Annotated in this window: 22 protein-coding genes; 4 read left to right on the top strand and 18 right to left on the bottom strand. The window is 69.8% G+C overall.

Annotated features, from left to right (window positions below):
* Nucleotides 1–4: 4 nt before the first annotated feature.
* The 4 genes from POL72_RS13095 to POL72_RS13080 all read right to left on the bottom strand — a co-directional run bounded on the left by POL72_RS13095 (nucleotide 5) and on the right by POL72_RS13080 (nucleotide 3547).
* Complete coding sequence (locus tag POL72_RS13095) at nucleotides 5–1180, bottom strand: class-II aminoacyl-tRNA synthetase family protein (protein WP_272095516.1); 1176 nt, start codon at nucleotides 1178–1180, stop codon at nucleotides 5–7.
* The gene (locus tag POL72_RS13090; protein WP_272095515.1) at nucleotides 1180–1407 is read right to left on the bottom strand and encodes an acyl carrier protein; all 228 of its coding nucleotides are present in this window, start codon (nucleotides 1405–1407) and stop codon (nucleotides 1180–1182) included. The genes POL72_RS13095 and POL72_RS13090 overlap by 1 nt, the downstream gene beginning before the upstream one ends.
* Nucleotides 1408–1421: 14 nt before the next feature.
* Nucleotides 1422–2210: an acyltransferase gene (locus POL72_RS13085; RefSeq protein WP_272095514.1), complete on the bottom strand. Its 789-nt coding sequence runs from the start codon at nucleotides 2208–2210 to the stop codon at nucleotides 1422–1424.
* Between the two features lie 287 nt (nucleotides 2211–2497).
* On the bottom strand, nucleotides 2498–3547 hold the full coding sequence (locus POL72_RS13080) for a lysylphosphatidylglycerol synthase domain-containing protein (RefSeq protein ID WP_272095513.1): 1050 nt from the start codon (nucleotides 3545–3547) through the stop codon (nucleotides 2498–2500).
* Nucleotides 3548–3672: 125 nt separating this feature from the next.
* On the opposite strand from POL72_RS13080, the gene gor reads away from it, so the two are divergent.
* Complete coding sequence (gor, locus tag POL72_RS13075) at nucleotides 3673–5097, top strand: glutathione-disulfide reductase (protein WP_272095511.1); 1425 nt, start codon at nucleotides 3673–3675, stop codon at nucleotides 5095–5097.
* 340 nt (nucleotides 5098–5437) lie between these two features.
* Nucleotides 5438–6016, top strand: coding sequence for a DUF420 domain-containing protein (locus POL72_RS13070; protein WP_276596434.1), 579 nt, complete (start codon nucleotides 5438–5440; stop codon nucleotides 6014–6016).
* Between the two features lie 39 nt (nucleotides 6017–6055).
* On the opposite strand, the gene POL72_RS13065 is transcribed toward POL72_RS13070, so the two are convergent.
* The 13 genes from POL72_RS13065 to POL72_RS13005 all read right to left on the bottom strand — a co-directional run bounded on the left by POL72_RS13065 (nucleotide 6056) and on the right by POL72_RS13005 (nucleotide 21067).
* Nucleotides 6056–7561, bottom strand: a complete 1506-nt coding sequence (locus tag POL72_RS13065; protein WP_272095509.1) for a hypothetical protein — start codon at nucleotides 7559–7561, stop codon at nucleotides 6056–6058.
* A 123-nt stretch (nucleotides 7562–7684) separates the two neighbouring features.
* Nucleotides 7685–8347 (bottom strand): protein-methionine-sulfoxide reductase heme-binding subunit MsrQ, encoded by a 663-nt coding sequence (gene msrQ / locus POL72_RS13060; protein WP_276596433.1) that lies wholly within the window; start codon nucleotides 8345–8347, stop codon nucleotides 7685–7687.
* Nucleotides 8347–9381: a protein-methionine-sulfoxide reductase catalytic subunit MsrP gene (gene msrP / locus POL72_RS13055; protein ID WP_272095507.1), complete on the bottom strand. Its 1035-nt coding sequence runs from the start codon at nucleotides 9379–9381 to the stop codon at nucleotides 8347–8349. Before msrP ends, msrQ begins: the two co-directional genes overlap by 1 nt.
* A 47-nt stretch (nucleotides 9382–9428) precedes the next feature.
* Nucleotides 9429–10211 carry a DUF5995 family protein gene (locus tag POL72_RS13050; protein WP_272095505.1) on the bottom strand — a complete coding sequence of 261 codons (783 nt, stop codon included), beginning with the start codon at nucleotides 10209–10211 and terminating at the stop codon, nucleotides 9429–9431.
* Between the two features lie 1166 nt (nucleotides 10212–11377).
* Complete coding sequence (locus POL72_RS13045; protein ID WP_272095503.1) at nucleotides 11378–12151, bottom strand: succinate dehydrogenase/fumarate reductase iron-sulfur subunit; 774 nt, start codon at nucleotides 12149–12151, stop codon at nucleotides 11378–11380.
* Nucleotides 12151–14064 carry a fumarate reductase/succinate dehydrogenase flavoprotein subunit gene (locus tag POL72_RS13040; protein WP_272095502.1) on the bottom strand — a complete coding sequence of 638 codons (1914 nt, stop codon included), beginning with the start codon at nucleotides 14062–14064 and terminating at the stop codon, nucleotides 12151–12153. The genes POL72_RS13045 and POL72_RS13040 overlap by 1 nt, the downstream gene beginning before the upstream one ends.
* A gap of 19 nt (nucleotides 14065–14083) precedes the next feature.
* Nucleotides 14084–14779 carry a succinate dehydrogenase cytochrome b subunit gene (locus POL72_RS13035; protein WP_272095501.1) on the bottom strand — a complete coding sequence of 232 codons (696 nt, stop codon included), beginning with the start codon at nucleotides 14777–14779 and terminating at the stop codon, nucleotides 14084–14086.
* Between the two features lie 138 nt (nucleotides 14780–14917).
* Nucleotides 14918–15778: a response regulator gene (locus tag POL72_RS13030; protein ID WP_272095500.1), complete on the bottom strand. Its 861-nt coding sequence runs from the start codon at nucleotides 15776–15778 to the stop codon at nucleotides 14918–14920.
* Between the two features lie 318 nt (nucleotides 15779–16096).
* Entirely contained in the window at nucleotides 16097–16957 is an 861-nt protein-coding gene (gene ureG / locus POL72_RS13025; protein ID WP_307730554.1) for an urease accessory protein UreG, read from the bottom strand.
* 9 nt (nucleotides 16958–16966) lie between these two features.
* Entirely contained in the window at nucleotides 16967–17629 is a 663-nt protein-coding gene (locus tag POL72_RS13020; protein ID WP_272095499.1) for an urease accessory protein UreF, read from the bottom strand.
* 103 nt (nucleotides 17630–17732) lie between these two features.
* Complete coding sequence (gene ureC, locus POL72_RS13015) at nucleotides 17733–19448, bottom strand: urease subunit alpha (protein WP_272095498.1); 1716 nt, start codon at nucleotides 19446–19448, stop codon at nucleotides 17733–17735.
* A complete protein-coding gene (gene ureA, locus POL72_RS13010; protein ID WP_272095497.1) occupies nucleotides 19445–20149 on the bottom strand; it encodes an urease subunit gamma in 705 nt (234 codons plus the stop codon). The genes ureC and ureA overlap by 4 nt, the downstream gene beginning before the upstream one ends.
* 54 nt (nucleotides 20150–20203) lie before the next feature.
* On the bottom strand, nucleotides 20204–21067 hold the full coding sequence (locus tag POL72_RS13005; protein ID WP_272095496.1) for an urease accessory protein UreD: 864 nt from the start codon (nucleotides 21065–21067) through the stop codon (nucleotides 20204–20206).
* A 508-nt stretch (nucleotides 21068–21575) separates the two neighbouring features.
* On the opposite strand from POL72_RS13005, the gene POL72_RS13000 reads away from it, so the two are divergent.
* Complete coding sequence (locus tag POL72_RS13000; RefSeq protein WP_272095495.1) at nucleotides 21576–22922, top strand: SAM-dependent methyltransferase; 1347 nt, start codon at nucleotides 21576–21578, stop codon at nucleotides 22920–22922.
* 102 nt (nucleotides 22923–23024) lie between these two features.
* Nucleotides 23025–24140, top strand: a complete 1116-nt coding sequence (locus POL72_RS12995) for an aminopeptidase (RefSeq protein ID WP_272095494.1) — start codon at nucleotides 23025–23027, stop codon at nucleotides 24138–24140.
* 1446 nt (nucleotides 24141–25586) lie between these two features.
* Here POL72_RS12995 and POL72_RS12990 read toward each other — a convergent pair.
* Nucleotides 25587–26105, bottom strand: coding sequence for a nuclear transport factor 2 family protein (locus tag POL72_RS12990; protein ID WP_272095493.1), 519 nt, complete (start codon nucleotides 26103–26105; stop codon nucleotides 25587–25589).
* Nucleotides 26106–26138: the final 33 nt, after the last annotated feature.

Genomic DNA, 26138 nt, shown 5'->3' with positions numbered 1-26138 from the left:
CTCTCTACAGACTGGCCATCTCGGGAGACCGCCGCACGAGTTCGGGCCAGCCTCTCGGATCGTCGCCGTGCTGGGCCAGGAACGCGTAGACCCACCGCTCCAGGCCGAACGCGATGCACACGCTGTGCATCGGGCCCGCGCCCTCGACATCGCAGCTGAACGCGCGGCCGAAGAAGTCGGTGTGGTAGTTCAGCGAGCCGGCCGCCACGCGCTCGCCCTCCGGGAGCATCAGCGAGATCTCGTACTTCGTCTCGCTGCTGATCTGGAAGTACGTCTTGGCGGCCGCGTCCGGCGCGATGAAGAACGGGTCGCTCGCCGTCCGGATCTCGCCGGCGAGCCGGTGCTCGTCGAGGTAGCGCGCCACGAGCTCGTTCCCCTGCTCGCGCAGCGCGAGGACCTCCTCCCGCGACCCGAGGAAGACGATCTCCCGCATCGTGAACTCCCAGAGCCGCCGCAGGTCGACCATCTTGCTCGACTCGTAGCGGAAGCAGCGGCCCGCGAGGGCGTAGCGCGCGCCGCCCGCCGGCAGCACCCGGTCCCGGTTCGCCGCGTACACGTGGTAACAGACCGCCGGCGAGAGGCACACTTCCGGCTGCGCCATGTCGCTCAGCGCGCGCTCGTCGAGGGTGTCCCGGTCCTGGTGCCTCGCCCGGAAATCCTCGATGCGCGGCATGTCCTCCGGCAGGTGGCACGTGAACGTGACGATGTGGGGAAACGAGCGGAAATAGTCGCACTTCGCCAGCGTCGTTGCCGGGATCAACGTCGGCACCAGGATCGGGCTCGGCGAGAACGGCGCGCCGAGCGCCTCCAGCGTGCGATCGAAGTAGCGGTAGAGCCGCAGCGGCATGCCCTCGAGGGCGACCTGGCCCTGGCCCATCTGCGTGATCCCGGCGGGGAGCGCGCCGCCGCGGAACTCCACCCGATCGCACGCCGGGCTGCGGTACACGAGCTTGCGCGCGATCTGGCGCAGGCTGCGCTGCATGGAGCGCGCGAGGCCCTCGGCCGCGCGCGCGAGCTCTCCCGCGCCCTCCTCGGGGGCCTCGAACTCCAGCGCGGCGCCCTCGCGGACGAAGCGGATGTTCGAGATGTCCTTCGAGAGGAAGGCGATCTGCTTCGGGATCTCCTCCTGCGCCATCTCGGTCGCAGGCGTCGCGAGCTCGACCGTGACCGTCCTTCTCATCACTCGAGCTCCCGCAGCATCGCGGTCAGCGCGCGCGGCGTGCGGGCCGCAAGGAACCTGCCGTCGTCGGGGATGGTCACGTTGAACCGCTCCTCCAGCTCGGGGATGAGTGAAACCGCAAGAATGGAGGTGACCCCTGCGTCGAAGATGTCGTCATCAGGCCCGATGCCGGGAACCTTGCTGAGCGTGACGATGATCTCGGTCACCTGATCCAACTCGATCGCCATGAGAAGCTCCAGGGTTACGATGCGCTGTCGGAGACCGAGCGCCTCCCCGCGTCGTCCGCGCCGTGCTTCTTCGCGTCGGCTCGATTCGCCTCGGGCGCCGGCTCGGTCCGCAGTGATGCCACCCGTCGGGCCGGATTGCCAGCGACGACGGTGTACGGAGGGACATCGGCCATCACGATGGCGCCCGCCGCGACCACGCTGCCCTCGCCCACCGTGACCCCCGGGAAGATCATCGACCGGGCCCCGAGCCACACGTTGTCCTCGATGACGACCGGCCGCACCTCGGCGTCCGAGGGCGGCAGGCCCTGCTTCCGGGCCTCCGGATCGCTCGGGTGGCCGCTCGAATCGAGGATGAAGACGCTCCCCGCGATGCGGCAGTGCTTGCCGATGGTGATCGACTTGCCGACGATGATCCGGCAGCCGTGCCCGATCCCTGTGTTGTCGCCGATCCGCAGCGTGGGGCGGTCGCAGAACCGCCGGGCGAAGACGAAGTTGATCTTGCCGTCGAGCACCACGTTGTCGCCAAGGAGGATGTCGCCCCGCCCCTGGATGTAGTGGATGAAATTCCCCGTCCGGACGCCCTTGCCGTACTGCGCGCAGTGCGACTTGAAGTGCGGCTCGCAGACGAGCACGCGAGCGCCGAAGTAGTACGCCTCCCGCGCCGCCTCGAACGCCATGCGCATCGGGACCACGATCGGCCGCGGCGCGGGCAGGGTGAAGCCGCGGACCTGCTGGCGCACGTGCCGAACGGCGCGGGCGACGTCGTGATCGGAGGAGGCGAGGAAACGAACCAGGTTCTTCATAGAGGGTCGCTCGGCGCGGACTTGCCCAGTCTGCGATGTTCAGCGGGACGCACCCGGCCAGAAGGACGAAAGGAACGTCAGGGGGTCGGAGACTATAACCCGAAACTCGTCGCGCCGAACGTTCTCCCAGCCGACCTATCTCTCTTTGGCCGCTTTGACGCTCTTGCCGCTGTTGACGCTGTTGACGCGGTGGCAAACCATGAGCCAATGGCCATAACCCACAGCGTCTTTAGAAAATATTGCAAATACCGTGACAGTTCCGCGATGGCGAGCCGCGTTAAGCCGCGTCATGTCGATTCGTCCCTGACGCTGGAGGGGGGAGCGACCGAGGCAGCAGCGTCGGTGGGGCTCTTTGCCTCCATATGGGGCAAAACGCCCCGGAGCAGGGCCAGGCCCAGCGCGGCCTCGACGAGGGTGAGCGCCACGGCCCACGTCGTCGTCGAGGCGGCGATGGCGGCCAGGCGTGCGTCGCGCGTCGCGCCGGCCGCGAAGCCCTCGAAGAGCGCGGCGGCGAGCACGTCGCGCGTGCCGAAGCCTTGCGGTGTGATGGGGAGCGTCACCGCCACCATCAGGATCGGGATGTACGTGAGCGCGGCTCCAAGGGGAATGCGCACGTCGAAGAACCAGAAGGGGAGCCAGGTGCCGGCGAACAGGACGAGGAGGTGCGGGATACGCGCGGCGAGGGCGACGAGGTGGCCGCGCACGCCCGCCTCGAAGAGGGGGGCGAGGAGCTTCGTGCGGGCGAGCCGGGCGGGGCGGAGCGCGAGGATCGCAAGGTAGAGCGCGCCCGCCGCGAGGAGCAGGGCGGACCCGGCGAGCGACCCGCCGTTCGCGGGCACGGCGACGGCGCCGAGGAGGAGCAGGCAGCCGAGCCACGACGCGTACACGACGAGCGTCGCGCCGGCGACGCGCGCGAGCGGCACGGCGTGCACGCGCGCGAGGAAGACCGTGATGAAGGCCTGACCGACGTGGTGGTTGAGCAGCGACGGGAGGTAGGAAGCGCCGCGGAGCACGAGGAAATCGCGGAAGGCGACGGGCGCGATCAGGCGGCGGTAGACGAGGACGGTCGCGAACGTGTCGGCGCCGAGGAGCGCGAGGACGAAGAGGGCGGCGAAGGCGACGAAGAGCGGCGCATCGACGTGCGACAGGGCGGCGAGGAAGGCGTCGAAGTCGAGCCGGCCGAGCACGAACGCGACGAGCGCGGCCGCCAGCGCGAAGGGCAGGGCGCGGCGCGCGCGCCCCGCGAGGCGCGGCGCGGGACGCTCCTGCAGGTCGCCGTCGCGCGGGCGCGGTGAGGGAGCGTCGGCGAAGGTTCCAGTGTGGGTCGAGGAGCGCAACGGCGGGACCGTAGCAGAATCCCCGCGCCGGTGGCCGAGCCGAAGCCGAAGGGATCGGAGGCCGGCGGCGCGGCGACCGCACGGCGCGCGGCGATCGCGCCCCGCATGGGGCATAGTCGTCCGCCATGTCCAAGTACGATTACGATCTGTTCGTCATCGGCGCCGGCTCCGGCGGCGTGCGCGCAGCCCGCATGGCCGCTTCCTACGGCGCGCGGGTCGCCGTCGCCGAGTCGCGCCACCTCGGCGGCACCTGCGTCAACCTGGGGTGCATCCCGAAGAAGCTCCTCGTCTACGCCTCGCACTACGCCGAGGACTTCGAGGACGCCGCCGGCTACGGCTGGACGGTGCCCGGCCACGGCGCCAGCGGGAACGGGCATGCCGGCCCGTCGTTCGACTGGTCGACGCTCCTCCGCAACAAGGACAAGGAGATCGAGCGCCTGAACGGCGTCTACGAGCGGCTCCTGAAGAACTCGGGCGCCGACATCCGCCGGGGGCACGCCCGGGTCGTCGATCCCCACGCCGTCGAGATCGACGGCGCCAGGATCACCGCCGAGCGGATCCTCATCGCGACCGGCAGCTACCCCTGGATCCCCGATCTCCCCGGGCGCGAGCTCGCCGTCAGCTCCGACGACCTGTTCCACTTCCCGACGATGCCGCGGCGGGCGGTCATCGTCGGGGGCGGCTACATCGCGGTCGAGCTCGCCGGCATCCTGCACGGCCTCGGGGCCGAGGTGTCGCTGATCCACCGCGGCTTGCACCTCCTGCGCGGCTTCGACGACGACATCCGGACGTTCCTTGCCGCCGAGATCCAGAAGAAGGGGCTGGACCTCCGCCTGGGCGCGACCATCGAGAGCCTCGAGCGGCGGGGCGACGCGCTCTGCGCGACGCTCGCCGACGGCACCGAGCTCGCGGTCGACTGCGTGCTGTACGCGACGGGGCGCTTGCCGAAGACCAAGGGGCTCGGCCTCGAGGAGGTCGGGGTGAAGCTCGACGAGGACGGCGCGGTCGTGGTGGACGACGCGTTCCAGACGTCGGTCCCGTCCATCTATGCGCTCGGCGACGTGATCTCGCGCGTGCAGCTCACCCCGGTGGCCATCGCCGAGGCGATGGCGCTGGTGAAGACGCTCTTCCGCGGCGAGCGCGCGCGCGTGGATTACGCCGGCATCCCGACCGCCGTCTTCAGCCAGCCGAACGTCGGCACCGTCGGCCTGTCCGAGGCGCAGGCGCGAGAGCACCACGACGTCGCCATCTACCTCTCGACCTTCCGCGCGCTCAAGCACACCCTCTCCGGGCGCGAGGAGAAGACGATGATGAAGCTCGTCGTCGACCGCGCGACCGACCGGGTGCTCGGCGTCCACATGGTCGGGCCGGACGCCGGCGAGATCGTCCAGGGGTTCGCCGTCGCGCTGAAGTGCGGCGCGACCAAGGCGCAGTTCGACGCCACGATCGGCATCCACCCGACCGCGGCCGAGGAGTTCGTGACCATGCGCGAGCCGCTGCGGAACCTCGAGCGCAGCCCCCCGATGGGGATCGCGCCGAGCTCCGCCTAGCCCGCCGTCGCTCGGGGCGGCTCCGTCCGCGCCCGTCCGCTTCGGTCGGCCTGCGAGCGCTGGCGTTCGTCTCCGTCCGCTTGTGGTGGGAGAACTCCCCCACGCTCCCGGAATGATGGAACCGCCAAGTCGCCAAGAGACGCCAAGAGACGCCAAATTTTGTTGTTTTCTTGGCGTCTTTTGGCGGCTTGGCGGTTCAAGAGCCCCCACCTCTGTCCGCTTCGATCTGGCCGTGAGCGCCGGCGCTGCTCTCCGTCCGCTTCCGTCCGCTCGCGTTCGCTGATCCGAGGTCGCCCGCTCGCGTTCGCGCTCGGCGCGCTCCTCTGGTATGGACCGCGCGATGTCGTCCCACGCCTCGAGCCACTTGAAGCCCGTCGGCCTGCTCGCCCGCACAAGCGACCGATCGTTCTACGCCTTCAATGCCGTGCTCTCCGCGGCCGCGCTGGCGTTCCTCGCCTACATCCTGATCATCCGGCGGGGCGCGGGCGGCGCGGATCTCCGCTTCATGCCCCCGTTGAACGCCGCCTTGAACGCGACGGCCGCCACGCTCCTCGTGGCGGGCTGGTTCGCGATCAAGCGCCGCGCGATGGTCGTGCACAAGTACCTGATGGTCTCGGCGTTCGCCGCATCGTCGTTGTTCCTCGTCGGCTACCTCGCCTATCACTTCGTCCACGGCGACACGAAGTACCAGGGCACCGGACCGCTCCGCGCCGTCTACTTCGCCGTCCTCATCTCGCACATCGTGCTCTCGGCGGGCATCGTGCCGCTCGCGCTGACGTCGTTCTACTTCGCCTACAAGGCGAACTTCGCGAAGCACGCCAAGATCGCTCGGGTGACGCTGCCCCTCTGGCTCTACGTCTCCGTCACGGGGGTGCTCATCTATTTCATGCTGCGTGGGAGCACCCCTGCAGTGCCGTGACCGCCGCTCTGCGACGCTCCAGGGGCGGGTGGAACCGCTCTAGAAGTCCTTGATGCTGCCGCGCCGCCCCTGGAAACCTCCGAAGAGGTACCGGTAAGCCGAGAGCACCGCGTACGACAGCTCCTCGTACTGGTAGATCTCCTCCATCAGCGGGATCGGGTCCTGATAGAGCGTGTCGCTCGCCACGATCCTGGGCCACGGCAGGCGGTCCGGGTCGGCGCCGGGGACGCCGGCCTCCTTCATGACCTTGAGGAACTCGTGGGCGAGGAGGCCCTGGCCGATGACGCTCGGGTGAACCCCGTCGAGGCTGACGATGCCGCCGGCCCTGCGGCGCCCGGCGCGATCGACGTGGTAGAAGCGGGTGTCCATCGGCGGCGCGACGTTGGCCGCGAAGTACGCGGGGAACTCGTACGACGGCTCGCCGCTGGTGCGCCGGTACGCGAGCCGGTCCAGGCCGCCGGAGACGTCGACGAGGTGATACCGGGGCGTGCGGTGGCGGGCGTTCTTCTCCTCGATGAGCCGGAGCAGCTGCGCGTTGCAGGCGTCGACGGTCGCGTCGATGCGCCGCGCTTCCGCCGCGGTGAGGTGCGGCGCGCCCGCCTCGATCAGGCGGGTGCCTCGAGCGAACGGGGGATAGGTGTAATAGGGGAAGTAGCGCGGCGAGCCAGGGAGCGGGTCGCCGACGCCCGTGGCGATCGGCACGATCGTCACGTGAGGCACGTTGGCCACGAACACCCGCCAGCCCGGGCTCTCGTTGCGCCGCATCAGGGTGTCGACCCGGTCGAGCAGCTCGCCGTACTCGGCGACGAAATCGTCGGGCATCCAGAGGTTCCACTGCGCCCGGGTCCGCTCGTCGAAGCTGAGCGAGACCGGCCGGCGCTCGGGCCTGTCCTCGGTCGCCGCGACGCTGAGGAGGATCGCCGAGCCGACGGCGTTGTTGGGGCCGAGCCAGAGGAGGAGGTTCTCGACGCCCTCGCCGCGCGCGTGGTGGCCGAGCCAGTCGAGCTGGCTGTACCCGTCGAGGCGCTCGTCCCGCGACGGGTTGAGGACGCGGAGCGCGGTCCGGTAGAACGCCGCGTTGGGCCCCTGGAGGAAGCCGTCCGTGGCGCCGGGCGCCGCCGCGATCCGCTCCCTGCAGAGCCTCGGGGTCACGAGCCACGCGTCGGCCACGTCGAAGCCGTACACCGAGACGTTGTGGAACCAGGGGACGGTCCCGCCGCGGTAGGGGCCGGCCCCCTCGCCGCGCTCGTAGTAGTCCTCGGCGATGTCGAGCACCCGGTTGATCTCCAGCAGGACGGCGGCCCACTCGAGCCTGTCGATCGTGGTGCCGAAGGCGAGCTGGAGGCGGCGGAGCACCACCTCGAGATCGAGCAGCAGCCCGTGGGCCGGGTAGTCGGGCACGCGGTACGCCGGGCTCGACAGCGCGTCGCCGACGTCGACGCCGAGCGCGTACGCGATCCACGTGGAGTAGGCGAGCTGGGTGCGCGCCGCGCCGAGCGACATGAAGCCTTGAGAGATGCTGTCCCCGATGGTGAAGAGCTTCATGACGCCGTCCTCACGCGTTCCACGTCGAAGCCCCAGGGTATCCGAACGCGCGTCGCGGCGCGGCAGGTTCGCCGCGCCGCGACGACGTGACGACGTGACGACGTGACGACGTGACGCCGGCGCTCAGCGCGGCGCCGCGCGCCTGCGCAGGACGGCGCTCGCGATGCGCACGGCGAAGAGCAGCGCGAGCAGCGCCCCGTAGATCATCGGCTCCGTCGTGTCCTTCTTCACGCGGAGGAAGAAGTGCACGATCCCGAGGACGGCGGCGACGTAGGCGAGCCGGTGCAGGCGCTTCCAGCGCGCGGCGCCGAGGCGCTTCAGCATGCGCGCGGTCGACGTCGCCGCGAGCGGGACGAGCGCGAGGAGCGCGACGAAGCCGGCGAGGATGAAGGGGCGCTCCGTGATGTCCTCGACGATCGCGCGCACCTCGAGGCCCTGATCGACGATCGCGTAGGTCAGGAAGTGGGCGCACGCGTAGAAGAAGGCGAGCAGCCCGAGCTCCTTGCGGATACGCAGCGGAAAGGTCCAGCCCGACACGAGCTTGACCGGCGTCGCCGCCAGCGAGGCGACGAGCAGCACGAGCGCGAGCAGGCCGAGCTGGTTCAGCGCCTCGGCGACGGGGTCCGGGCCGAGCGCCCCGGCCCCGGCGCGCACGCCGAGCACGGCCAGCGGGATCAGCCCGCCGGCGACGACCGCGGGCGGGAGCCAGGCCAGCTTCCGGCCAGCCGGCACGCCGGCGGCGGCAGCGCGCGGCGGCGACATCGTCCTCGCTGGCGCGCGCATCATCAGAAGCTCTCCCGCAGGTCCATCCCGCTGTAGAGGCCGGCGACCTCCTCCGCATAGCCGTTGAATGGCAGCGTGGGACGGCGGCGCAGCTCACCGATCCTCCGTTCCGTCGCCTGGCTCCAGCGCGGGTGATCCACCGCGGGGTTCACGTTCGCATAGAACCCATACTCGTCCGGCGCGGCGCGGCTCCAGCTCGTCGCCGGCTGCCGCTCGGTGAGCTTGATGCTGACGATCGATTTGCACCCCTTGAACCCGTATTTCCACGGCACCACCAGGCGAATGGGCGCTCCGTTCTGGCCGAGCAGCGTTTTGCCGTAGAGGCCCACGGCCAGCATCGTGAGAGGGTGCATCGCCTCGTCGATCCGCAGCCCCTCGACGTAAGGCCACTCCAGCACGTCGCTCCGCTGGCCGGGCAGCTGCTCTCGATCGAGCAACGTGGTGAACTGGACGTACCGGGCGCGAGAGGTCGGATCGAGGCGCCTGAGCAGCGCGCCCAGCGGGAACCCGAGCCAGGGGATCACCATCGACCACGCCTCGACGCAGCGCATTCGATAGACGCGCTCCTCCAGGGGAAACCATCGGAGGAGGGTGTCGAGGTCGACGACCTCGGGCTTCTTCACCTCTCCCTCGCACGCGATGGCCCAGGGGCGGAGCCTGAGCCGGCCGGCGTTCCTGGCCGGCTCGGACTTGCTCAGGCCGAGCTCGTAGAAGTTGTTGTACGAAACGATGTCCTCGTAGGAGGTCCGCGCTTCGTCGGTAACGAACGGGTCTCTCGAGCTCGTCCCAGAGGACGACGCGCCGGCGGCGGGCGGCCCCGGCGGCGCGGCCGCGCTGCCGAGCGGCGTGGCCTCGCCGCCGGGGGCGCCCGCCGCCGAGAGGCGCGCCGCGCCGCCCGTGAGCCAGACGAGGCCGCCGCCGATGGCCGACGCGGTGCCGGCGAAGAGCGCCGCGCTCTTGAGGAGCTCGCGCCGCCGCAGGTAGAGCGCTGGAGGGGTGATCTCGCCGGCGGGCGGTTCCTTGGGCAGCTTGCTCATGCCCCCATTCTACGATCGGGCGGGGCTCCGGTTGCGGTCGGCCGCGATCACGCGGCCCTTGACAGGAGGCGGAGCGCCGTATGCGGCGCCTGGTGGAGCGAGGGCAGCGCGAGCATCTGGGCGATGCGCGTGGAGCGCCGCTCGATCCCGCGGGAGAGCGCCGCCCGCTCGCTCCCGTCGCGCGCGGCGAGGAGCGCCAGGACGTCGTCCCAGACCCGCTCGCGCCACCGCGAGAGCATCTCCATGGACACCCAGACCGCGACCTCCGGCGCGTTGTCCAGGAAGAACGCGCTGAGGGGGCAGCCGTGCCGCGCGGTGAGGCGCGCGAGCGCCTCGATGACCGAGGCGCGGAGCAGCGTATTGATCTGATCGTGATCGTGCTTGAGCCGCGCGAGCATCGCCCGGTCGGCGCCGTGCCCGAACTCGACGATCGTCGCGTGGATCCCGAAGATCAGGTCGTAGTTGATGTGGGCGCTGAAGCCGAGCAGCGCGTTCTGCACGGGGGGCGTGAACCGCGACGCCGTGCTCGCGTACGCGATGTGCCAGGCGCCGCAGTCCTGCGCCGCGCCCCGATCGTACCAGCCGAGCGTCTGGAGGTAGCGCTCGCAGAACCGGCCCGCGAGCCGCGAGATCCACGCCGGCTCGAGGAACATGCCATCGCGTCGCCCGACCTGCGCCGCGACCGCGCGCGTGACGATACCGTAGACGTCGGTGAAGGCCGCCCGCCGATCACCCGCGGCGAGGAGCCGATCCGTCACGGTGTCGAGAACAACGGCAGCATCGTGGACGCTCGTCGGATGCAGATTAAGGCCGTCGATGCAGCACCTCATGAAGTTCCCCTCCTACTTCTTCGCTCGTCCAAGAGACCTGTCTGATGTTCGAACTCCCGCATCCGATCAGCCTCGCAGACCCCGGCGCGCGTCAAAGGCGCGCAGCACGAACAGTGCAGCAGGGCGCCGTCAGGCGATCTGCCCGGCCCCGGTCGGTCTGGTTTGCGGTCCCGGTGCGCGTCGTTCCCATGTGGAAAGCGGATCTCCTGACCCGCCGGGAGAAAGGTCGCCGCGGCCGTTGCCTCTGGCTTCTCCTCCTGCCGGCCCTCCCCTCGAACCGGCTTCCGCAGAAGAGCGATACTCGATGCGATCCTCGACGCGCTCGCCGCGGGATGCCCCCCCTCGCTGCGGCGCTCTAAGTTCGACCTAGTCTACGACATGGTGTGGGGTGACCACAATTGTCTTATGACGACTGATCCCGTTCAGGACAATTTCGAGGTTATTCCAACTCGTGACCTCGAACAAGTGCCTGTTGACCCTGACACGTTTCATTGCGGCGCGGGAGAGCGCCACGGCATCTTCGCGGTTGCGCTGCTACTGGAGCGACGGCTCGTCACGCTCGGAAAGCCCCCACTGGCATAGGCGCGAGTCGCGGCGAGATGTTCTCGAAACATGCCGAGTGCTTATCCCACGTTGACTGTACGGTTGGGGCTCTCAATGTGAAGACGGTTTAGGAAGTCCCTGAGTCGGTGATCAGGAAACTCCTGCTTTGTTTTCCACAGGGGGCCTGCAAATCCTTGTGTTTTTGGTGAAAAATTGTACGAAAACGGAAGATGAGGGCGGCCTCGTGCCCCACCTGCGGCGGCCGTCGGGATCGTGCTGGCGCACCCACGGCACCAGGGCTCGCCTGTCATGCCGCGGGGCCGTGCTCGGGTGAGCCTCGTGCCGAGGCGCTGCAGCCTGCGCCTGCAGGGACCGGGGGGCCGGCCGTACGGGCGGTGATGGGCCGAAGGGCCGGCCTGACCCCGTGGGCCACAGGCGCACCTTCGGCGCAGCGCGTCCGGGCGGCGAGCCGGTGTCAATCAGGGGCGCACCCGCCTTGGCGGCGGGGTGACGGCGACGGAGCGCCGCCGTTCATGGCGTGCGGGAGGAGGGAGTTCGCCGTCGACGAGAGGGGAGGGAGGGGAGGCGCCGCCGGCCTCGAGCGAGGCCGGCGGTGCGGCGCCTCAGCCGGTGCCGCCCTTGGCCTGCACGTCGCGGTGGATCAGCGTCGCGCGCAGGTAGTCGCGGTTCATCTTCGCGATCATGTCGAGGGGGATCTCCTTCGGGCAGACCGCCTCGCACTCGCCGACGTTCGTGCAGTGGCCGAAGCCCTCGACGCGCATCTGGGCGACCATGTTGAGGCTCCGCTGATCGCGCTCCGGCTCGCCCTGCGGCAGGAGGTTCAGGTGGGTGAGCTTCGCCGCGGTGAAGAGCGAGGCGGACGCGTTCGGACAAGATGCGACACAGGCGCCGCAGCCGATGCACGCCGCCGCGTCCATGGCGCGCTCGGCGACCACCTTCGGCACCGGGATCGCGTTCGCGTCCGGCGCGCTGCCCGTCGACACCGAGACGAAGCCGCCCGCCGCGATGATCCGGTCGAACGCGCTGCGGTCCACCGCGAGGTCGCTTACCACCGGGAACGCCTGGGCCCGCCACGGCTCGAGCCACAACACGTCGCCGTCCTTGTAGTGACGCATGTGCAGCTGACACACGGTCGTCCCACGGAGGGGGCCGTGCGCCTGGCCGTTGATCATGAAGCCGCACATGCCGCAGATGCCCTCGCGACAATCGTGATCGAACGCGATTGGCTCCTCACCCTTGAGGATGAGCCGCTGATTGAGCACGTCGAGCATCTCGAGGAAGGACATGTGCTCGCTGACGTCGGGCACCTCGTACGTGACGAACCGGCCCGCTTCGTACTTGCCCTTCTGCCGCCAGACATGGAGGGTGAGGCGCATTATTTGTAACTCCGCTGCGTGGGGTGAACCTCGTTGAACTGGAGCGGCTCCTTGTGGAGCTCCTGGGCCTGACCTTCGCCTCGCCATGCCCAGGCGGCGACATAAGAGAAGCGCTCGTCGTCGCGCTTCGCCTCGCCCTCGGGCGTCTGGTGCTCCTCGCGGAAGTGCCCGCCGCACGACTCCTCCCTGTCGAGCGCGTCACGACACATGAGCTCCGCCAGCTCGAAGAAGTCGGCGACGCGCGCCGCCTTCTCGAGCTCCTGGTTCAGGCCGGTGCCTGTCCCCGAGACGCGGACGTCGCGATGGAACTGCTCGCGGAGCTCCGGGATCCGCGCGAGCGCGCCCTTGAGCCCGGCCGCGTTGCGGGCCATCCCGCACTGCTCCCACATGATCTTGCCGAGCTCGCGATGGAACGAGTCGGCCGTTCGCGAGCCGTTCGCGCCGAGCAGCTTGTTCAGCCGCGCGCTCGCGTCGCGCTCGGCGTCCCTCACGGCGGGGTGGAGGTCGTCGACCCGCTCGAGCTTCGTCGACGCGAGGTAATCGCCGATGGTGTACGGGATGATGAAGTACCCGTCCGCCAGGCCCTGCATCAGCGCGCTCGCCCCGAGCCGGTTCGCGCCGTGGTCGGAGAAGTTCGCCTCGCCGAGCACGTACAGGCCGGGGATCGTGCTCATCAGGTTGTAGTCGACCCAGAGCCCGCCCATCGTGTAATGGATGGCCGGATAGATGCGCATCGGGACGCTGTACGGGTCGTCGCCGGTGATGCGCTCGTACATGTCGAAGAGGTTGCCATAGCGCTCGGCGATGGCCGGCTTGCCGAGGCGCCGGATGGCGTCCGAGAAGTCGAGGTACACGCCGAGCCGCGTCGGCCCCACGCCGCGGCCCTCGTCGCAGACCGCCTTCGCCGCGCGCGACGCGACGTCGCGCGGCACGAGGTTGCCGAAGCTCGGATAGCGGCGCTCGAGGTAATAGTCGCGCTCGCCGTCGGGGATGAGCTCCGGCGGGCGCGTGTCGCCCGCGTTCGTGGGCACCCAGATGCGGCCGTCGTTGCGGAGCGACTCGCTCATGAGCGTCAGCTTCGACTGGTAGTCGCCCGAGACCGGGATGCACGTCGGGTGGATCTGGGTGAAGCAGGGGTTACCGAAGAGCGCGCCGCGCTTGTGCGCCCGCCAGATCGCCGTGGTGTTCGACCCCTTCGCGTTCGTCGAGAGGAAGAAGACGTTGCCGTAGCCGCCCGACGCGAGGACGACCGCGTCGCCGAGGTGCGTCTCGAGCGCGCCGGTGATCAGGTTGCGGGTGATGAGCCCGCGCGCCTTGCCGTCGATGACGATGAGGTCGAGCATCTCGGTGCGCGGGTACATCTTCACCTTGCCGAGGCCGATCTGCCGCTCGAGGGCCTGGTAGGCGCCGAGGAGGAGCTGCTGCCCCGTCTGGCCGCGCGCGTAGAACGTGCGCGACACCTGCGCCCCGCCGAACGAGCGGTTCGCGAGCACGCCGCCGTACTCGCGCGCGAACGGCACGCCCTGCGCGGCGCACTGGTCGATGATGTTCACGCTGATCTGCGCGAGCCGGTACACGTTGGCCTCGCGCGCGCGGTAGTCGCCGCCCTTCACGGTGTCGTAGAAGAGGCGGTAGATGCTGTCGCCGTCGTTCTGGTAGTTCTTCGCGGCGTTGATGCCGCCCTGCGCGGCGATGCTGTGGGCGCGGCGCGGAGAGTCCTGGAAACAGAAGCTCTTCACGTTGTAGCCGAGCTCGGCCAGCGTCGCGCTCGCCGCGCCCCCGGCGAGGCCGGTGCCGACGACGAGGACGGTGTACTTCCGCTTGTTCGCCGGGTTGACGAGCTTCAGGTTGAAGCGGTGCTGGTCCCACTTCTTCTCGATGGGACCTTCGGGGATCTTCGCATTCAGCTGCATGATGACGGACGCTCCGGGCTCAGCGGACGATGCCGAACAGGACGGCCAGCGGGATGGACGAGAAGCCGGCGAAGAGCAGGATCGACGACGCGGCGGCGAACTTCTTGAGCCCCGGCGAATAGCGCGGGTGGTTGAAGCCCACCGACTGGAACATGCTCCACGCGCCGTGGTAGAGGTGCAGGGCGAGGAGCCCCATCGCCACGACGTAGGCAATCGCCGCGGGGCCCGGGCTGAAGGCCTTCACGACGTTGTCGTAGGCGTCGAGCGCCACGAAGTCGGGGTGCACGGTGCCCGTCGTCAGGTGGAGCAGGTGATAGATGATGAAGGCGCCGAGGACGCCGCCGCTCAGCAGCATCGTGCGCGCGGCGACGTTCGGGCGCCGCTGCCCCTTCACCTGGTAGGGGACCGGCCGGGCAGCGCGGCTGTGCTGCGCGAGCGTCACGCCCGTGTAGACGTGGACGATGAGGGAGGCGAGGAGGACGATCCGCGTCCCCCACAGCAGGGAGGGCGTCCCGTGGAGGAAGGCAGCATAGTCGTTGAACTTCTGCCGGCCGAGGAAGACCTGGAGGTTGCCGGCCAGGTGGCCGATCACGAAGCCGAAGAAGATGACGCCGCTCAGCGCCATCGCGATCTTCTTCCCGACGAGATCCCGGTAGAAGGTCGCGGCGCGCTGGGCCCTGGCGGGGAGAGTCGATGGTGCAGCGGTGGAGCTCATCGCTCCCCTCCTTTAGTGGGGTGCGAACGCGTTCGCCAGAGGGAATCTTGAGCTCGATTGCCGAAGAATTTGCGGGCGCCAGCCGCAGATCTCGGCCCGGGTGAGCGCGCCGCGCGCGTGTCCACGCCGCGCGCGGCGTCAGGCGGCGCAGGGGCCGACCGAGCGCCGTACCTTGTGGCCGTAAAAGGCGAGCGCGAGCTCAATTGCGAAGATGCCGATGGCCTGCTCCTCCTGGCTGGTGAACGCCGGCAGGCGCTCGTCGCGGAGCACCACGAGACCGCCAAACGAGCTCTCGCCAAGGCGGAGCGGCGCGACGATGGCGGCGCCGAAGCGATCGCCCTCTGCGGTACAGAGCAGATCGGGCGCGTCGTCGGCGGACAGGCGGACGGGCGCGAGCGCGCCCTCGATGCGCCCGGCGAGCCGAGCGATGAACGCCGCGGGCACCTCGGCGCCGGAGGCCGCCTGGTACAGCGCGGCCCCTTGATCGAGCGCGAGGGAGAGCGCTGCGCAGGTCGTATAGACGACCTTCGCAGCGAGATCCACGGCGCGCTCGGGGAAGTCGTCCCGCGAGAGGGACGCGACGAGGGCGGCGCTCGCCTGGTGGACGGCCGCCACGGCGTCGAGGTGGGTGCGCAGCATCGCCGCCTCGAGCAGCCGCTTCAGGTCCTCGATGTCGTAGGGCTTCTCCAGCATGTCGTACGCGCCGCGCTCGATGCACTCCACCGCGTCTTTCGCGCTCGAGCACGGGGCGCCGACGATGATCTCGAGGTCCGGGCCGAGCGCCTTGAGCGCGGCGATGGTCCCGGCGCCCTCCGTGCCGAGCGCCCCCACATCGGCGACCACGAGGTCGAAGCGGCGCGCCTTGACGAGCTCGATCGCGGCGAGCCCGCTCTCGGCGCAGGTGACGTCGAAGCCGCCCTGGTTGAGCTCGAGCGCGAGCCTGTCGAGGACCCTCTTCTCGGCGTCTACCACCAGCACATGGGGTCGGGCCTGGCTCACTGATGCCTCCTCCTCTGGTCTACAAGGGGTGCGCCGCGCCGCCTCGCCATCCGGCGCTGCCGTGATCGCGTGGCGACCGCGGCGGTCGTGGTGGAAGTCGCTCCGCCCGGCGGAGCCCTCCCCGCCCTCTATCACCCGTCCGAAGTCCGCCTACCGTCCAATAGAACCGGTATTCCAGCGAAACGGAAGTCGAAGCGGCGTTGCCGCTGTCCTCCTTTAACAGGGGACAGCGCCGCGCGCCCGGCGCAGATGTGCTCCGGTATGCCGACTCCTGTGGAGCGTGAGCGCTTCTCGCAGCGGGAGGCGCGCGATAGAGGCCTATTTCGCGGGAGGCGCCGTGGTGGTTGCGCGGCGCATGGCGGAGAGGATGTGGTCAATGATCTCGGGGACTCCTTGGCTCCGGTTGCACTGCGCGAACAGGAACGGCCCGTCTCCCCGCATCCTCCGGGCGTCCCGCTCCATGACACCGAGGTCGGCGCCGACGTGCGGAGCGAGATCGGTCTTGTTGATGACGAGCAGGTCCGACTGCGTGATCCCCGGTCCGCCCTTGCGCGGCACCTTGTCGCCGCCGGCGACGTCGATCACATAGATCGTGTAGTCGACGAGCTCCCGGCTGTACTGGGCGGCGAGGTTGTCTCCGCCGCTCTCGACGATGAGGAGCGCGGGCGCGACGTGATCCATGAGGTCGTCGAGCGCGACGAGGTTGTGGCTGATGTCCTCGCGGATCGCCGCGTGCGGGCAGCCCCCGGTCTCCACCGCGCGGATGCGCTCCGGCGGCAGCGCCTTGTTGCGGTGCAGGAACTCGGCGTCCTCCTGGGTGAAGATGTCGTTCGTGACGACGCCGAGCGGCATCCTGTCGCGAAGCGCGCGGCAGAGCGCGAGCACGAGCGCCGTCTTGCCGCTGCCGACGGGCCCTCCGATCCCGACCGTGAACGCCCGCGCCGAGAAATCGCGGTCCTTCGGCACATCCCGCTCGCTGAAGAGCCCCGGATGCGCCCAGTGCTCGTGCGTGTGCCCGTGCTCGTGCGCGTGCCCGTGGCCACCCCCGTGAACGTGGTCGTGGTCGTGGTCGTGGTCGTGGCCGTGAACGTGGCCGTGAACGTGGTCGTGGTCGTGGTCGTGGCCATGAACGTGGCCGTGGCCGTTGTGCCCATGCCCGTGATCGCCAGGGTCGTGCATGCTGTCACCTCACGATTGAAAGAGACGCGAGTAGAGCCGATCCTGCGTGGCCCCGAAGAGATCGAGGAGCGGCGCCGGCTGCGCGAGCTCGTCGATACCGTGATCTCCGCACTCATGGAGCACGGCGTCGAGGATCGGCGCGCTCTCGAGTTGCAGTCGCTGTGCCTCCAGGGGCCCGACGAGCCCGAGGCGCACCGCCGCCGAGACGACGCCGCGGAGCGAGGCGTGCAGGTAGACGGCCTGCGCGTCCTGGCGCGGGACGCCGAGCGCCGCGAGGGTCGCGCCGAACGCCGGCGCGTGGTGGCCCAGCGCCTCCCGCGCCCGCACGGCGGCGTCGAGGCGACGGATCTCGGCGGAGGGGAAGACGCGCGCGCTCGTCGCGAGGAACGCGCGGCCCTGCGTCCGGCTCGCCCGGTTCGCGACGTGGTTCACGAGGAAGGCGTCGCACGCGTCGTCGACGGTCGCGATGTCGAGCGGGCGCTCGTGCGCAGCTCGCACGAGCGGCAGCGCGCCGAGGCCCACCTGCCAGAGAGCGTTCGCGATGAACGACGAGAGCGCGCTCCCGGGCCCGACCTCGCCGAGCTGCACCGCCGCCTCCAGGCCCGCGGAGTGCGCGAACCCTCCGACCGGGAACGCGGAGTCGGAGAGCTGGAGGAGGAGCCACCTGTTCATGCGCGCGGATGGAAGCGGACGGCAGCAGACGGAGACAGACGGCAGCAGACGGAGAGAAGGGTGAACCCGCAGGCGAGGAGCGGCCGAGGACGAGCTCCCCGCCTCAGAAGAGGCTGTACCTCTGGGCGAGGGGCAGGATCTTCGCGGGGTCGCAGCGGAGGAGCTCGCCGCCGGCCCTCACCTCGTACGTCTCGGGATCGACCGTGATCGGCAGGAGCGTGCTGTTGAGCCGCATGTCGGCCTTGCCGATCCGGCGGCAGCGGCGGACCGCCGAGAGGCGCTTCTTCAGGTCGAGCCGGCGGATGCTCCCCTCGTCCATGGCGCGGCTCGACACGAACGCGATGCTCGTCTCGCCGACCGCCGTGCCGAGCGAACCGAACATCGGGCGCATGTAGTACGGCTGAGGCGTCGGGATCGACGCGTTCGGATCGCCCATCTGCGCCCAGGCGATGAGGCCGCCCTTGATCACGAGCTCCGGGCGCACGCCGAACATCTGGGGCCGCCACAGCACGAGATCCGCGAGCTTGCCCGGCTCGACCGACCCGATCTCGTGGGACATGCCGTGCGCGATGGCCGGGTTGATCGTGTACTTGGCCACGTAACGGCGGATCCGGAAGTTGTCGTTGTCGCCCTGCTCCTCGGGCAGCCGGCCGCGCTGATCCCGCATCTTGTGCGCGGTCTGCCACGTCCTCGTGATCACCTCGCCGACGCGGCCCATCGCCTGGCTGTCGCTCGAGATGATGCTGATCGCGCCGAGGTCGTGGAGGATGTCCTCGGCCGCGATGGTCTCGCCGCGGATGCGGCTCTCGGCGAACGCCACGTCCTCCGGGATGTTCCGATCGAGGTGGTGGCAGACCATGAGCATGTCGAGGTGCTCGTCGAGCGTGTTGACGGTGTACGGGCGCGTCGGGTTCGTCGAGCTCGGGATCACGTTCGGCTCGGCGCAGATGCGCAGGATGTCGGGCGCGTGCCCGCCGCCCGCGCCCTCGGAGTGGTAGGAGTGGATCGTCCTGCCCTTGAACGCCGCGATGGAGTCGTCGACGTAGCCCGACTCGTTCAGCGTGTCGGTGTGGAGCGTGACCTGGATGTCCTCGTGCTCGGCGAAGCTGAGGCAGCAGTCGATGGCGGGCGGGGTCGTGCCCCAGTCCTCGTGCAGCTTCAGCCCGACGGCGCCGGCGCGCACCTGCTCGAGCAGCCCCTCGGGCGACGAGGTGTTGCCCTTGCCCGTGAGGCCGATGTTGAGCGGCAGGACGTCCGTCGCCTGCAGCATCAGCGAGATGTGGCGGGCGCCCGGGGTGCACGTGGTCGCGTTCGTGCCCGTCGCCGGGCCCGTGCCGCCGCCGACGAACGTGGTGACGCCCGCCGCGAGCGCCTCGTACCCCTGCTGCGGGCAGATGAAATGGATGTGCGCGTCGACGCCCCCCGCCGTGACGATGTGGCCCTCGCCGGCGATGACCTCCGTCGTCACGCCGACGATCATGCCCGGCGTGACGCCGACCATCACCTTCGGGTTGCCGGCCTTGCCGATCGCCGCGATGCGGCCGCGCTTGATGCCGATGTCGGCCTTGTAGACGCCGGTCCAGTCGACGATGAGCGCGTTCGTGATGACGCAGTCGAGCGCCTCGTCGTTCGAGGCGCCGGGCATCTGCCCCATGCGATCGCGCAGCACCTTGCCGCCGCCGAACTTGCACTCGTCGCCGTAGGACGTGTGATCCCGCTCGACCTCGGCGATGAGGCCGGTGTCGCCGAGCCGCACCCGGTCCCCGACCGTCGGCCCGTAGATATCGACATAGTGCCGCCGCTGCATCTTGTGGCTCATGCCTGCTGCTCCTCCGGCGCGGCGTGCGCCGCCCCGCCGTGCGGGCCGACCTGCACCAGCGTGATCGTCTTCTCGTCGCCCGGCTCGAAGCGGACCGCGGTGCCCGCGGGGATGTCGAGCCGCATCCCCGCCGCCGCCGCGCGGTCGAACTCGAGCGCGCGGTTCGTCTCCGAGAACGGGTAGTGGCTGCCCACCTGGATCGGCCGGTCGCCCAGGTTCTTCACGGGGAGGGAGAGCCGCCGCCGGCCGGGAGAGAGCTCGATCTCGCCGGGCTTCACGAGCACCTCGCCGGGCGCCGGCTCGGCAGTCGCCTCGCCCTGGCCTGCCTGCTGGAAGAGCGACAGGTCGGGCACGGGGAGGAAGCTGCCGTAGAGCGCGAGCGCCAGATCGCCGTGCTCGAGCGCGATCGGGTGGTGGACGGTGACGAGCTTCGTCCCGTCGGGGAAGGTCCCCTCCACCTGGACCTCGGCGATCATCTCGGGGACGCCGGCCATCACCTGCGCTCGCCCGAGAAGGCGGCGGCCGACGTCCATGAGCTCGGCGACGCTGCGGCCGTCGCGGATCAGCTCGAGGATCTGCGTCGCGATGAGCGCGACGGCCTCCGGGTAGTTGAGCCTGACCCCGCGCGCGAGGCGCTTCTGGGCGAGGAAGCCCGCGCCGTGCAGCACGAGCTTGTCGAGATCACGAGGCGCAAGGTGCATGTTCGCCCTCTCTCCGGCGCGGTGACGCCGCGGCGTCGCCGGCGCGGCGCGAAGCTACCACTTTCGTGCGAACGGATCATCACCGAGCTCACCCGCGAGGAAGCCGAGCGCGCCGCGGAGGAAGCCGGCGACGCGCTCGACGCTCGTGCCCGCGACGCGCACGACGGCGCCGCCGCCCCGGAGCGGGCTCGCCGACGCGACGAGCTCGGCGCGCCGCTCGGGCGGCGGCCGCGGCGCGAGCAGCGCCTCCGCCGCGCTCGCCGCCCGCGGGCCGAGCGCGACGAGCGTCGCGAGGGCGTCGAAGCGCCCCATGCGCTCGGGCAGCGCGCCGTGCGCCGGGTCGAGCAGCGTCGCGTCGAGCAGCGCGGCCCGCCCGCCGCGGCTCACCCGGATGTGCGACGCGTACCTGTCGAACGCCCAGCGCTCGCCCCGCGCGCTCCGGCCCGAGGACAGCGCGTCGACGAGCACGAGCGACGCGTCGTCGGCGAGCGCGACGTCGATGTCCTGCTCGTACCGCGAGCCCGCGAAGCAGACGACCGGATCGGGGATCGCGACGAGGAGCCCGCCTCCCTGGACCTCGGCCTCGAGGCGCTGGCGGCTGCCGAGGGGCGAGCGGTAGACCTTGGTCGAGGCCTGCGTGCTGAGCAGCGCGGCGGCCCCGCGCCCGACGCGCGCGTGGAGGTGGAGCTCGTCGCCGCCGACGAGGCCGCCGCCGAAGCTCGCGACGAACACCCACGCTGCCTCCCCGTGGTTCTTCGGAGCGAGCAGCCTGAGCGGGCTCCTGGCGAACGCCTTCTCGAGCACGGTGCGCGCTCCGACGCGCGTGAACACGAGCTCACCGCTGCCGGCCTTCCCTGCGCGCCGCGCGGGCGGCGGCGGGTCTCGCGGGGCGGCGGGAGGATCGCTGGGCGTGTCCACGGGCCGGTCTGCGTACCACGGACCGCGCCCCGGCCGCGAGGGAGCGCAGCGCGTGGCCGGTCGGGAGCGGCGCGAGGGCGTGCTGCGCGCCCGACCGCGACGGAGCGGAGCGCTTCCCGGGTGGGATGGAGCACAGGCGCGCTTCGGGCGCGAGGGGGTGCAGCGCATACAGCGGATGGGTACGTCACGCGACCAGGAACACGACCAGGAAGGTAGGGAGAAATTCGAATCATCTTCCCGATTTCCCTCCTTCGTCTGGAACATGAAACATCCCGGACACGCGAGCATGTTGTCGGGACTCTCCCGAACACCACTACGGTGCTATGAGCGAGCCGGCCACTGCGTTCCTCCTGTCCCTGACGACAGCGCGTGTCCGGGGTGTCCGCCGGCCGCTGTGGGCGTTCGGTGACTCGTTGTGATGGCATTTGCATGGATGACATGTCGCTTGACGGGAAAGCGCAGCTCGGGTCAGCTCGTCGGGCGGCCGGGGGGCCGCGGAGGGGGTCCGATGTTCATCGTCAGGAAGGGCGAAATGCCGCCGTGGTCTCGTCTGTTCAAGGAAGCGGCGTCGCGCCTGCTGGAGCGCCACGGCGGGACCCCGTTCGAGCTGCGCTTCTGGGGCGGCGAGCGGCTGCGCTTCGGCGCGGGCGCGCCCGAGTTCTCCGTGACGTTCAGGACGCGTCGGTCGCTCTGCGAGACGGCGTTCCGGGGCACGCTCGGCCTCGGTGAGGCATATGTCCGGCGCGAGGTCACGTTCGAGGGAGATCTCGAGGACTCGCTCGCCGGCCTGTTCCAGCTCGCTCGGTCCGTGGAGGCGCGCCTGCCGCGCCTCGTGCCCGCGCCGTCGTCGTTCGACCGCGGCCTCTCGGGCGTGCTCGACGCGCTCCGGCTCGGGCTGCTCTCCGGGGCGGCGAAGCGCGAGAGGCTCGCCGTCGAGCGTCACTATGGGCTAGGCAACGACTTTTATCCTCTTTACCTGGACAGGCGCCTCCAGACGTCGTGCGGTTACTTCAGCTCTCCGGGCGAGACGCTCGACGACGCGCAGGCGCACAAGATCTCCCTCGTCGCGCGGAAGCTCGCGCTCCGGCGCGGGCACCGGCTCGTGGATCTCGGCTGCGGGTGGGGGCACCTCATGTTCCACGCCGCGGAGGCGTACGGGGTGCAGTGCCTCGGTATCACCCTTTGCGAGAACCAGGCGAGGTACATCCGCGAGCAGGCGGCGGCGCGGCGGCTCCCGGTCGAGGTCCGCGTGATGAGCTGCGACGAGCTCGAGGACGAGCCGCGGTGGGACCGGCTCGTCTCCCTGGGCTCGATGTGCCATGCCGGCGAGCGACGTATCGAGGTGTTCTATGACAGGGTGAAGGCGCTGCTCGCCCCGGGCGGCGTGTGCGTGCTCGAGAGCGTCACGAGAGAGCAGGAGTCGTCGCGGACTGACCCCTTCCTGCAAAAGCACATCTTCCCGGGGTACTGGCCTCCTTCGCTCGACGGGATGGCGACGCGCGCCTCGACGCGCGGCCTCGACGTGCTCGACGCGGAGAACCTGCGGCGCCACTCCGCGCTCACGGCGCGCTGCTGGCGCCGTAACTTCCTGGAGAACAGGGAGAAGATCGAGCGGGTCACCGGCTTCGACGGCGCCTTCATGAGGACGTGGGAGTTCTATCTCGCGTGCGCGGCCGCCGCGTTCCGCAGCGGGCACCTGGGCGCCATCCAGATGGTGCTGTCGAACGGGGCGCCGCGCGACTACCCGCTCGCACGCGAGCCCCTCTATGCCACGGAGGAGCCCTCTCTACGGGAACGCGCGCCGATCGTCCCGGCCGTGCAGCTCAGTTCGTGGGGGGCGGCGCTGCCGTCCTGATCGGTGGGGCGCGCCCCCGCGCGCCCCACCGGCACGCGCGGGACGCGCGTCCTCTGCGCGGAAGAGCTTGTTAAGCACGCGCGGCCAGCTATCAGCTAGAGGATGAGCGAAAGGCTTGCGGCCAGCGCCCGTCGCGGCGCCGCGCCCTCGTGGTCCGTGTCGCGCCCTCGCTCCGCGGCGCGCATGGTCTGCGCCGCCGCGGGGCTCGTCGCGCTCTGTCTCCTGCTCGCATCGTGTACACAGGCCCGCTACATCGCGCAGGCGGGCGCCGGCCAGCTCTCGATGGCCTGGCGCGCCGAGTCGCTCGAGGACGCCGCCTTCGACGCCCGCAAGCCGTGGCGGACGCGCGCGCTGCTGCGCGAGGTCCCGCACATCAAGCGCTTCGGTGAGCGCCACGGGCTGACCCCGACCGGCAATTACAGGACGTATGTCGAGCTCGATCGCCCAGCCGCGGTCTGGGTGGTGAGCGCGTGTGAGCCGCTCCGGTTCCGCTCGAAGACATGGAGTTTTCCTATCGTGGGTACCGTCCCCTACATGGGGTGGTTCCATCTCCAGGATGCCAAGGCGTTCGCGGCGCCGCTCAAGGCGGCCGGCTGGGACGTCGACGTGCGTCCGGCGGGCGCCTACTCGACGCTCGGCTGGCTCGAGGATCCGGTCCTGTCCACGATGATCTCGGACGGGGACGAGGCGCTCGGCGATCTCGCCAACGTGGTGCTCCACGAGTCGCTGCACGCGACGCTGTACGTGAAGGGGCAGACGAGGTTGAACGAGAGCCTTGCGAGCTTCGTCGGGGACGAGCTCACCAAGCTCTACCTGGACGAGCGGGTGGGCCCCTTCTCCGCGGAGAAGACGGCCTACATGAGGGAGCTGGAGAGGAGCGAGGTGCGGACGCGCGCGCTGCACGCGGCCTACGTCCACCTCAATCGGCTGTATGCGTCCGCGGCGCCCGACGCCGAGAAGCGGGCCGAGAAGGACGCGGTGCTGGCGCGGCTCAAGGCCGACATCGGCGCGCGCCGTCCGATCAACAACGCGTCGCTCGTGCAGTTCCGTGTCTACAACTCGGGGACTCCGGAGCTCCGGGCGCTGCTCGCGACCTGCGGTGGCAGCTGGCCGAGGTTCCTGGGCGCATTGCGGAAGCTCGAGCGCCACAGGTTCTCCGCGCCCCAAGAGAACATCGCCGGGGTGGTCGAGCCGTTGATTCAGGCCGGCTGCAAGTAGCCCTGCGAGCTGCGCTGTGTGCCGCGAGCTCTGCCGGATGTGCCGCGAGCTGCGCTGTGTGCCGCGAGCTGCGCTGTGTGCCGCGAGCTCTGCCGGATGTGCCGCGAGCTGTGCTGTGTGCCGTGCGCTGCGCCCCATGTGCGGTGAGCTGCGCGCCGCGCTGCGTATCGCGGGCTGCGCTGCGTAGCGCGCTGCGCCTTTGGCGGGGAGCACGTCGTCGAGATACGACGCAAAGCGTCGATCGGAGTCGTCCTGCCCTGTTGCACTTCTACGATTTCACCGTGCAGCGCAGGGTGTCCAGCCGCTCGAGGATGAACATATTCATGTCCAGGTAAACTCTGCGTTCTGGATCTGAACCCATCCCTGGATCGGACCAGTCCCTGCGGAAATGTATGACCGGCGCTGGCCTCCGGGCTCGCGCGCGCGCATCGGAGGGTGGGTTTCAGCGGCAATTTTGGCTGCTGGGCGCCAGGACCGCGGCGCCTCCGCCGTTGGCCCGCCGGTTGCTTTATGTATCCACCAGATGTCGCCCCTGCTCGTCGTCCTGTTTCATGCGGACTCGAAGGGGATGACCCCTGGCATGACCTTCGCAATACAAGCCTCAGTCTTCGGGGGGACGCCGAGCGAGGAGATCGGCGGCGCAAGCCGAGCGATCGCGACCCCGCCGTCACCCGAATGCCATGGCCCTTGCGGTATCGGGCTCCTTGATTGACTTGTCGCCGGTGCCGGCGGAGAGCTTCGGTTCACGTGACGACAGACGCCTTACGAGGCGATTGAGGAGGGATGGCCGAAGTACGCGCGACCCGCGTCGTCCGTTGCGTTGGCTCATCCTGATCAGCTTGTCAGATTTCGGTTCGAGCTTTTCTTATCTGTTGTGCCGCTCTCGATGTTGACGCTGCTTCGCGCTTCGCTTCAGCTTTTCCCCTGCTTCGCTTGAGCTTGCCCGTTCGATTCCGGATTGCGCTTCGTTCTTTGCTTCAGCTTCTTCTTTCGGTTTGACTGGCTTCTTGATTTGTCTTAGCCTCCCGCCCGTCTTCGCTTTGTCTTCGCTCTTTACTTGATTGCGCTTCGTATTGCTTTCCTGACTTGTTTCTTCTGATCGTGGGCCTTCCCAGGACTCCGGTGGAATTCCTCCACCGGCGCTCCTGTGCGGTCCCGGTGGGTCCGCGAAAGCGGGCCTCAGGCCGGCGGGTTCTTCCCGACCGGCCTTTCTTTTTTGGTGCGCGTGAGCGCTCTCCTGGCGTGCCCTCGACGCCCCAAGGAACTCCCTTGGCTACAGCTTTTTTCAACGGAAAATTGAACAGAGAGGCGAGGCGATAGGGAGTATTCGAAGATCTCCTCCCCGTCTCCCCGTCTCCGTGTGAACTCTCCGAAGAATCTAAGGAGATGCCTTGGCCAGAGGCCGCGAAGTTCGTGGCCGTCGCGTCTCGCGTCTGAGCGCGGTTATCAGCGGCCCTCGTCGCCAGGGGCTTGCCGGGGGTGGACGGTGGCAGAGACGATCTTCCACTCGCCGTCGATCTTCTCGAGCCGTAACGCTACGGGCAGCTCGTCGCGCCGGACCTCTTGCCCATGCCGGGCGCCCGTGACCGTCGCGGTGGCGGTCACCTCCGCCGTCATGCCGCCCGGGTCGATCTGGATCTCCGTGCCTCCCAGGCTCACCTCCGCGGTCTGATAGACGACCGCTGCCTGGGTCGCCGCGTTCGCGAGCTCGTCGCGGCCGCGGAGGCTGTCGCCGATCTCGGCGATGCGGGCGCTCGCCTCCTTCGCGAAGATCTCGGCGAACTCACCGCGAATGCGGCCGTGGCGCACCAGCGGATTCCGCTCGCCCTCGTCGATGCGCACCGCTTCCTCGAGCTGGGTGAGCCGCTCGCGGATCCGCTCTTCCTCGGAGGGCGATAGCAGCAGCGCCGCCGCGCCGAGGACGGCGCCGGCGGCGATGAGCCCGAGCGGGAGCCAGCGCTTCATGCTCCAAGTATAGGCGAAGGCGCCGCGCGGGCG

Origin of the sequence: Sorangium aterium, assembly GCF_028368935.1 — a bacterium.
In the GTDB taxonomy this organism is placed as follows: domain Bacteria; phylum Myxococcota_A; class Polyangia; order Polyangiales; family Polyangiaceae; genus Sorangium; species Sorangium atrum.
This window is presented reverse-complemented; position numbering and strand designations above follow the sequence as displayed.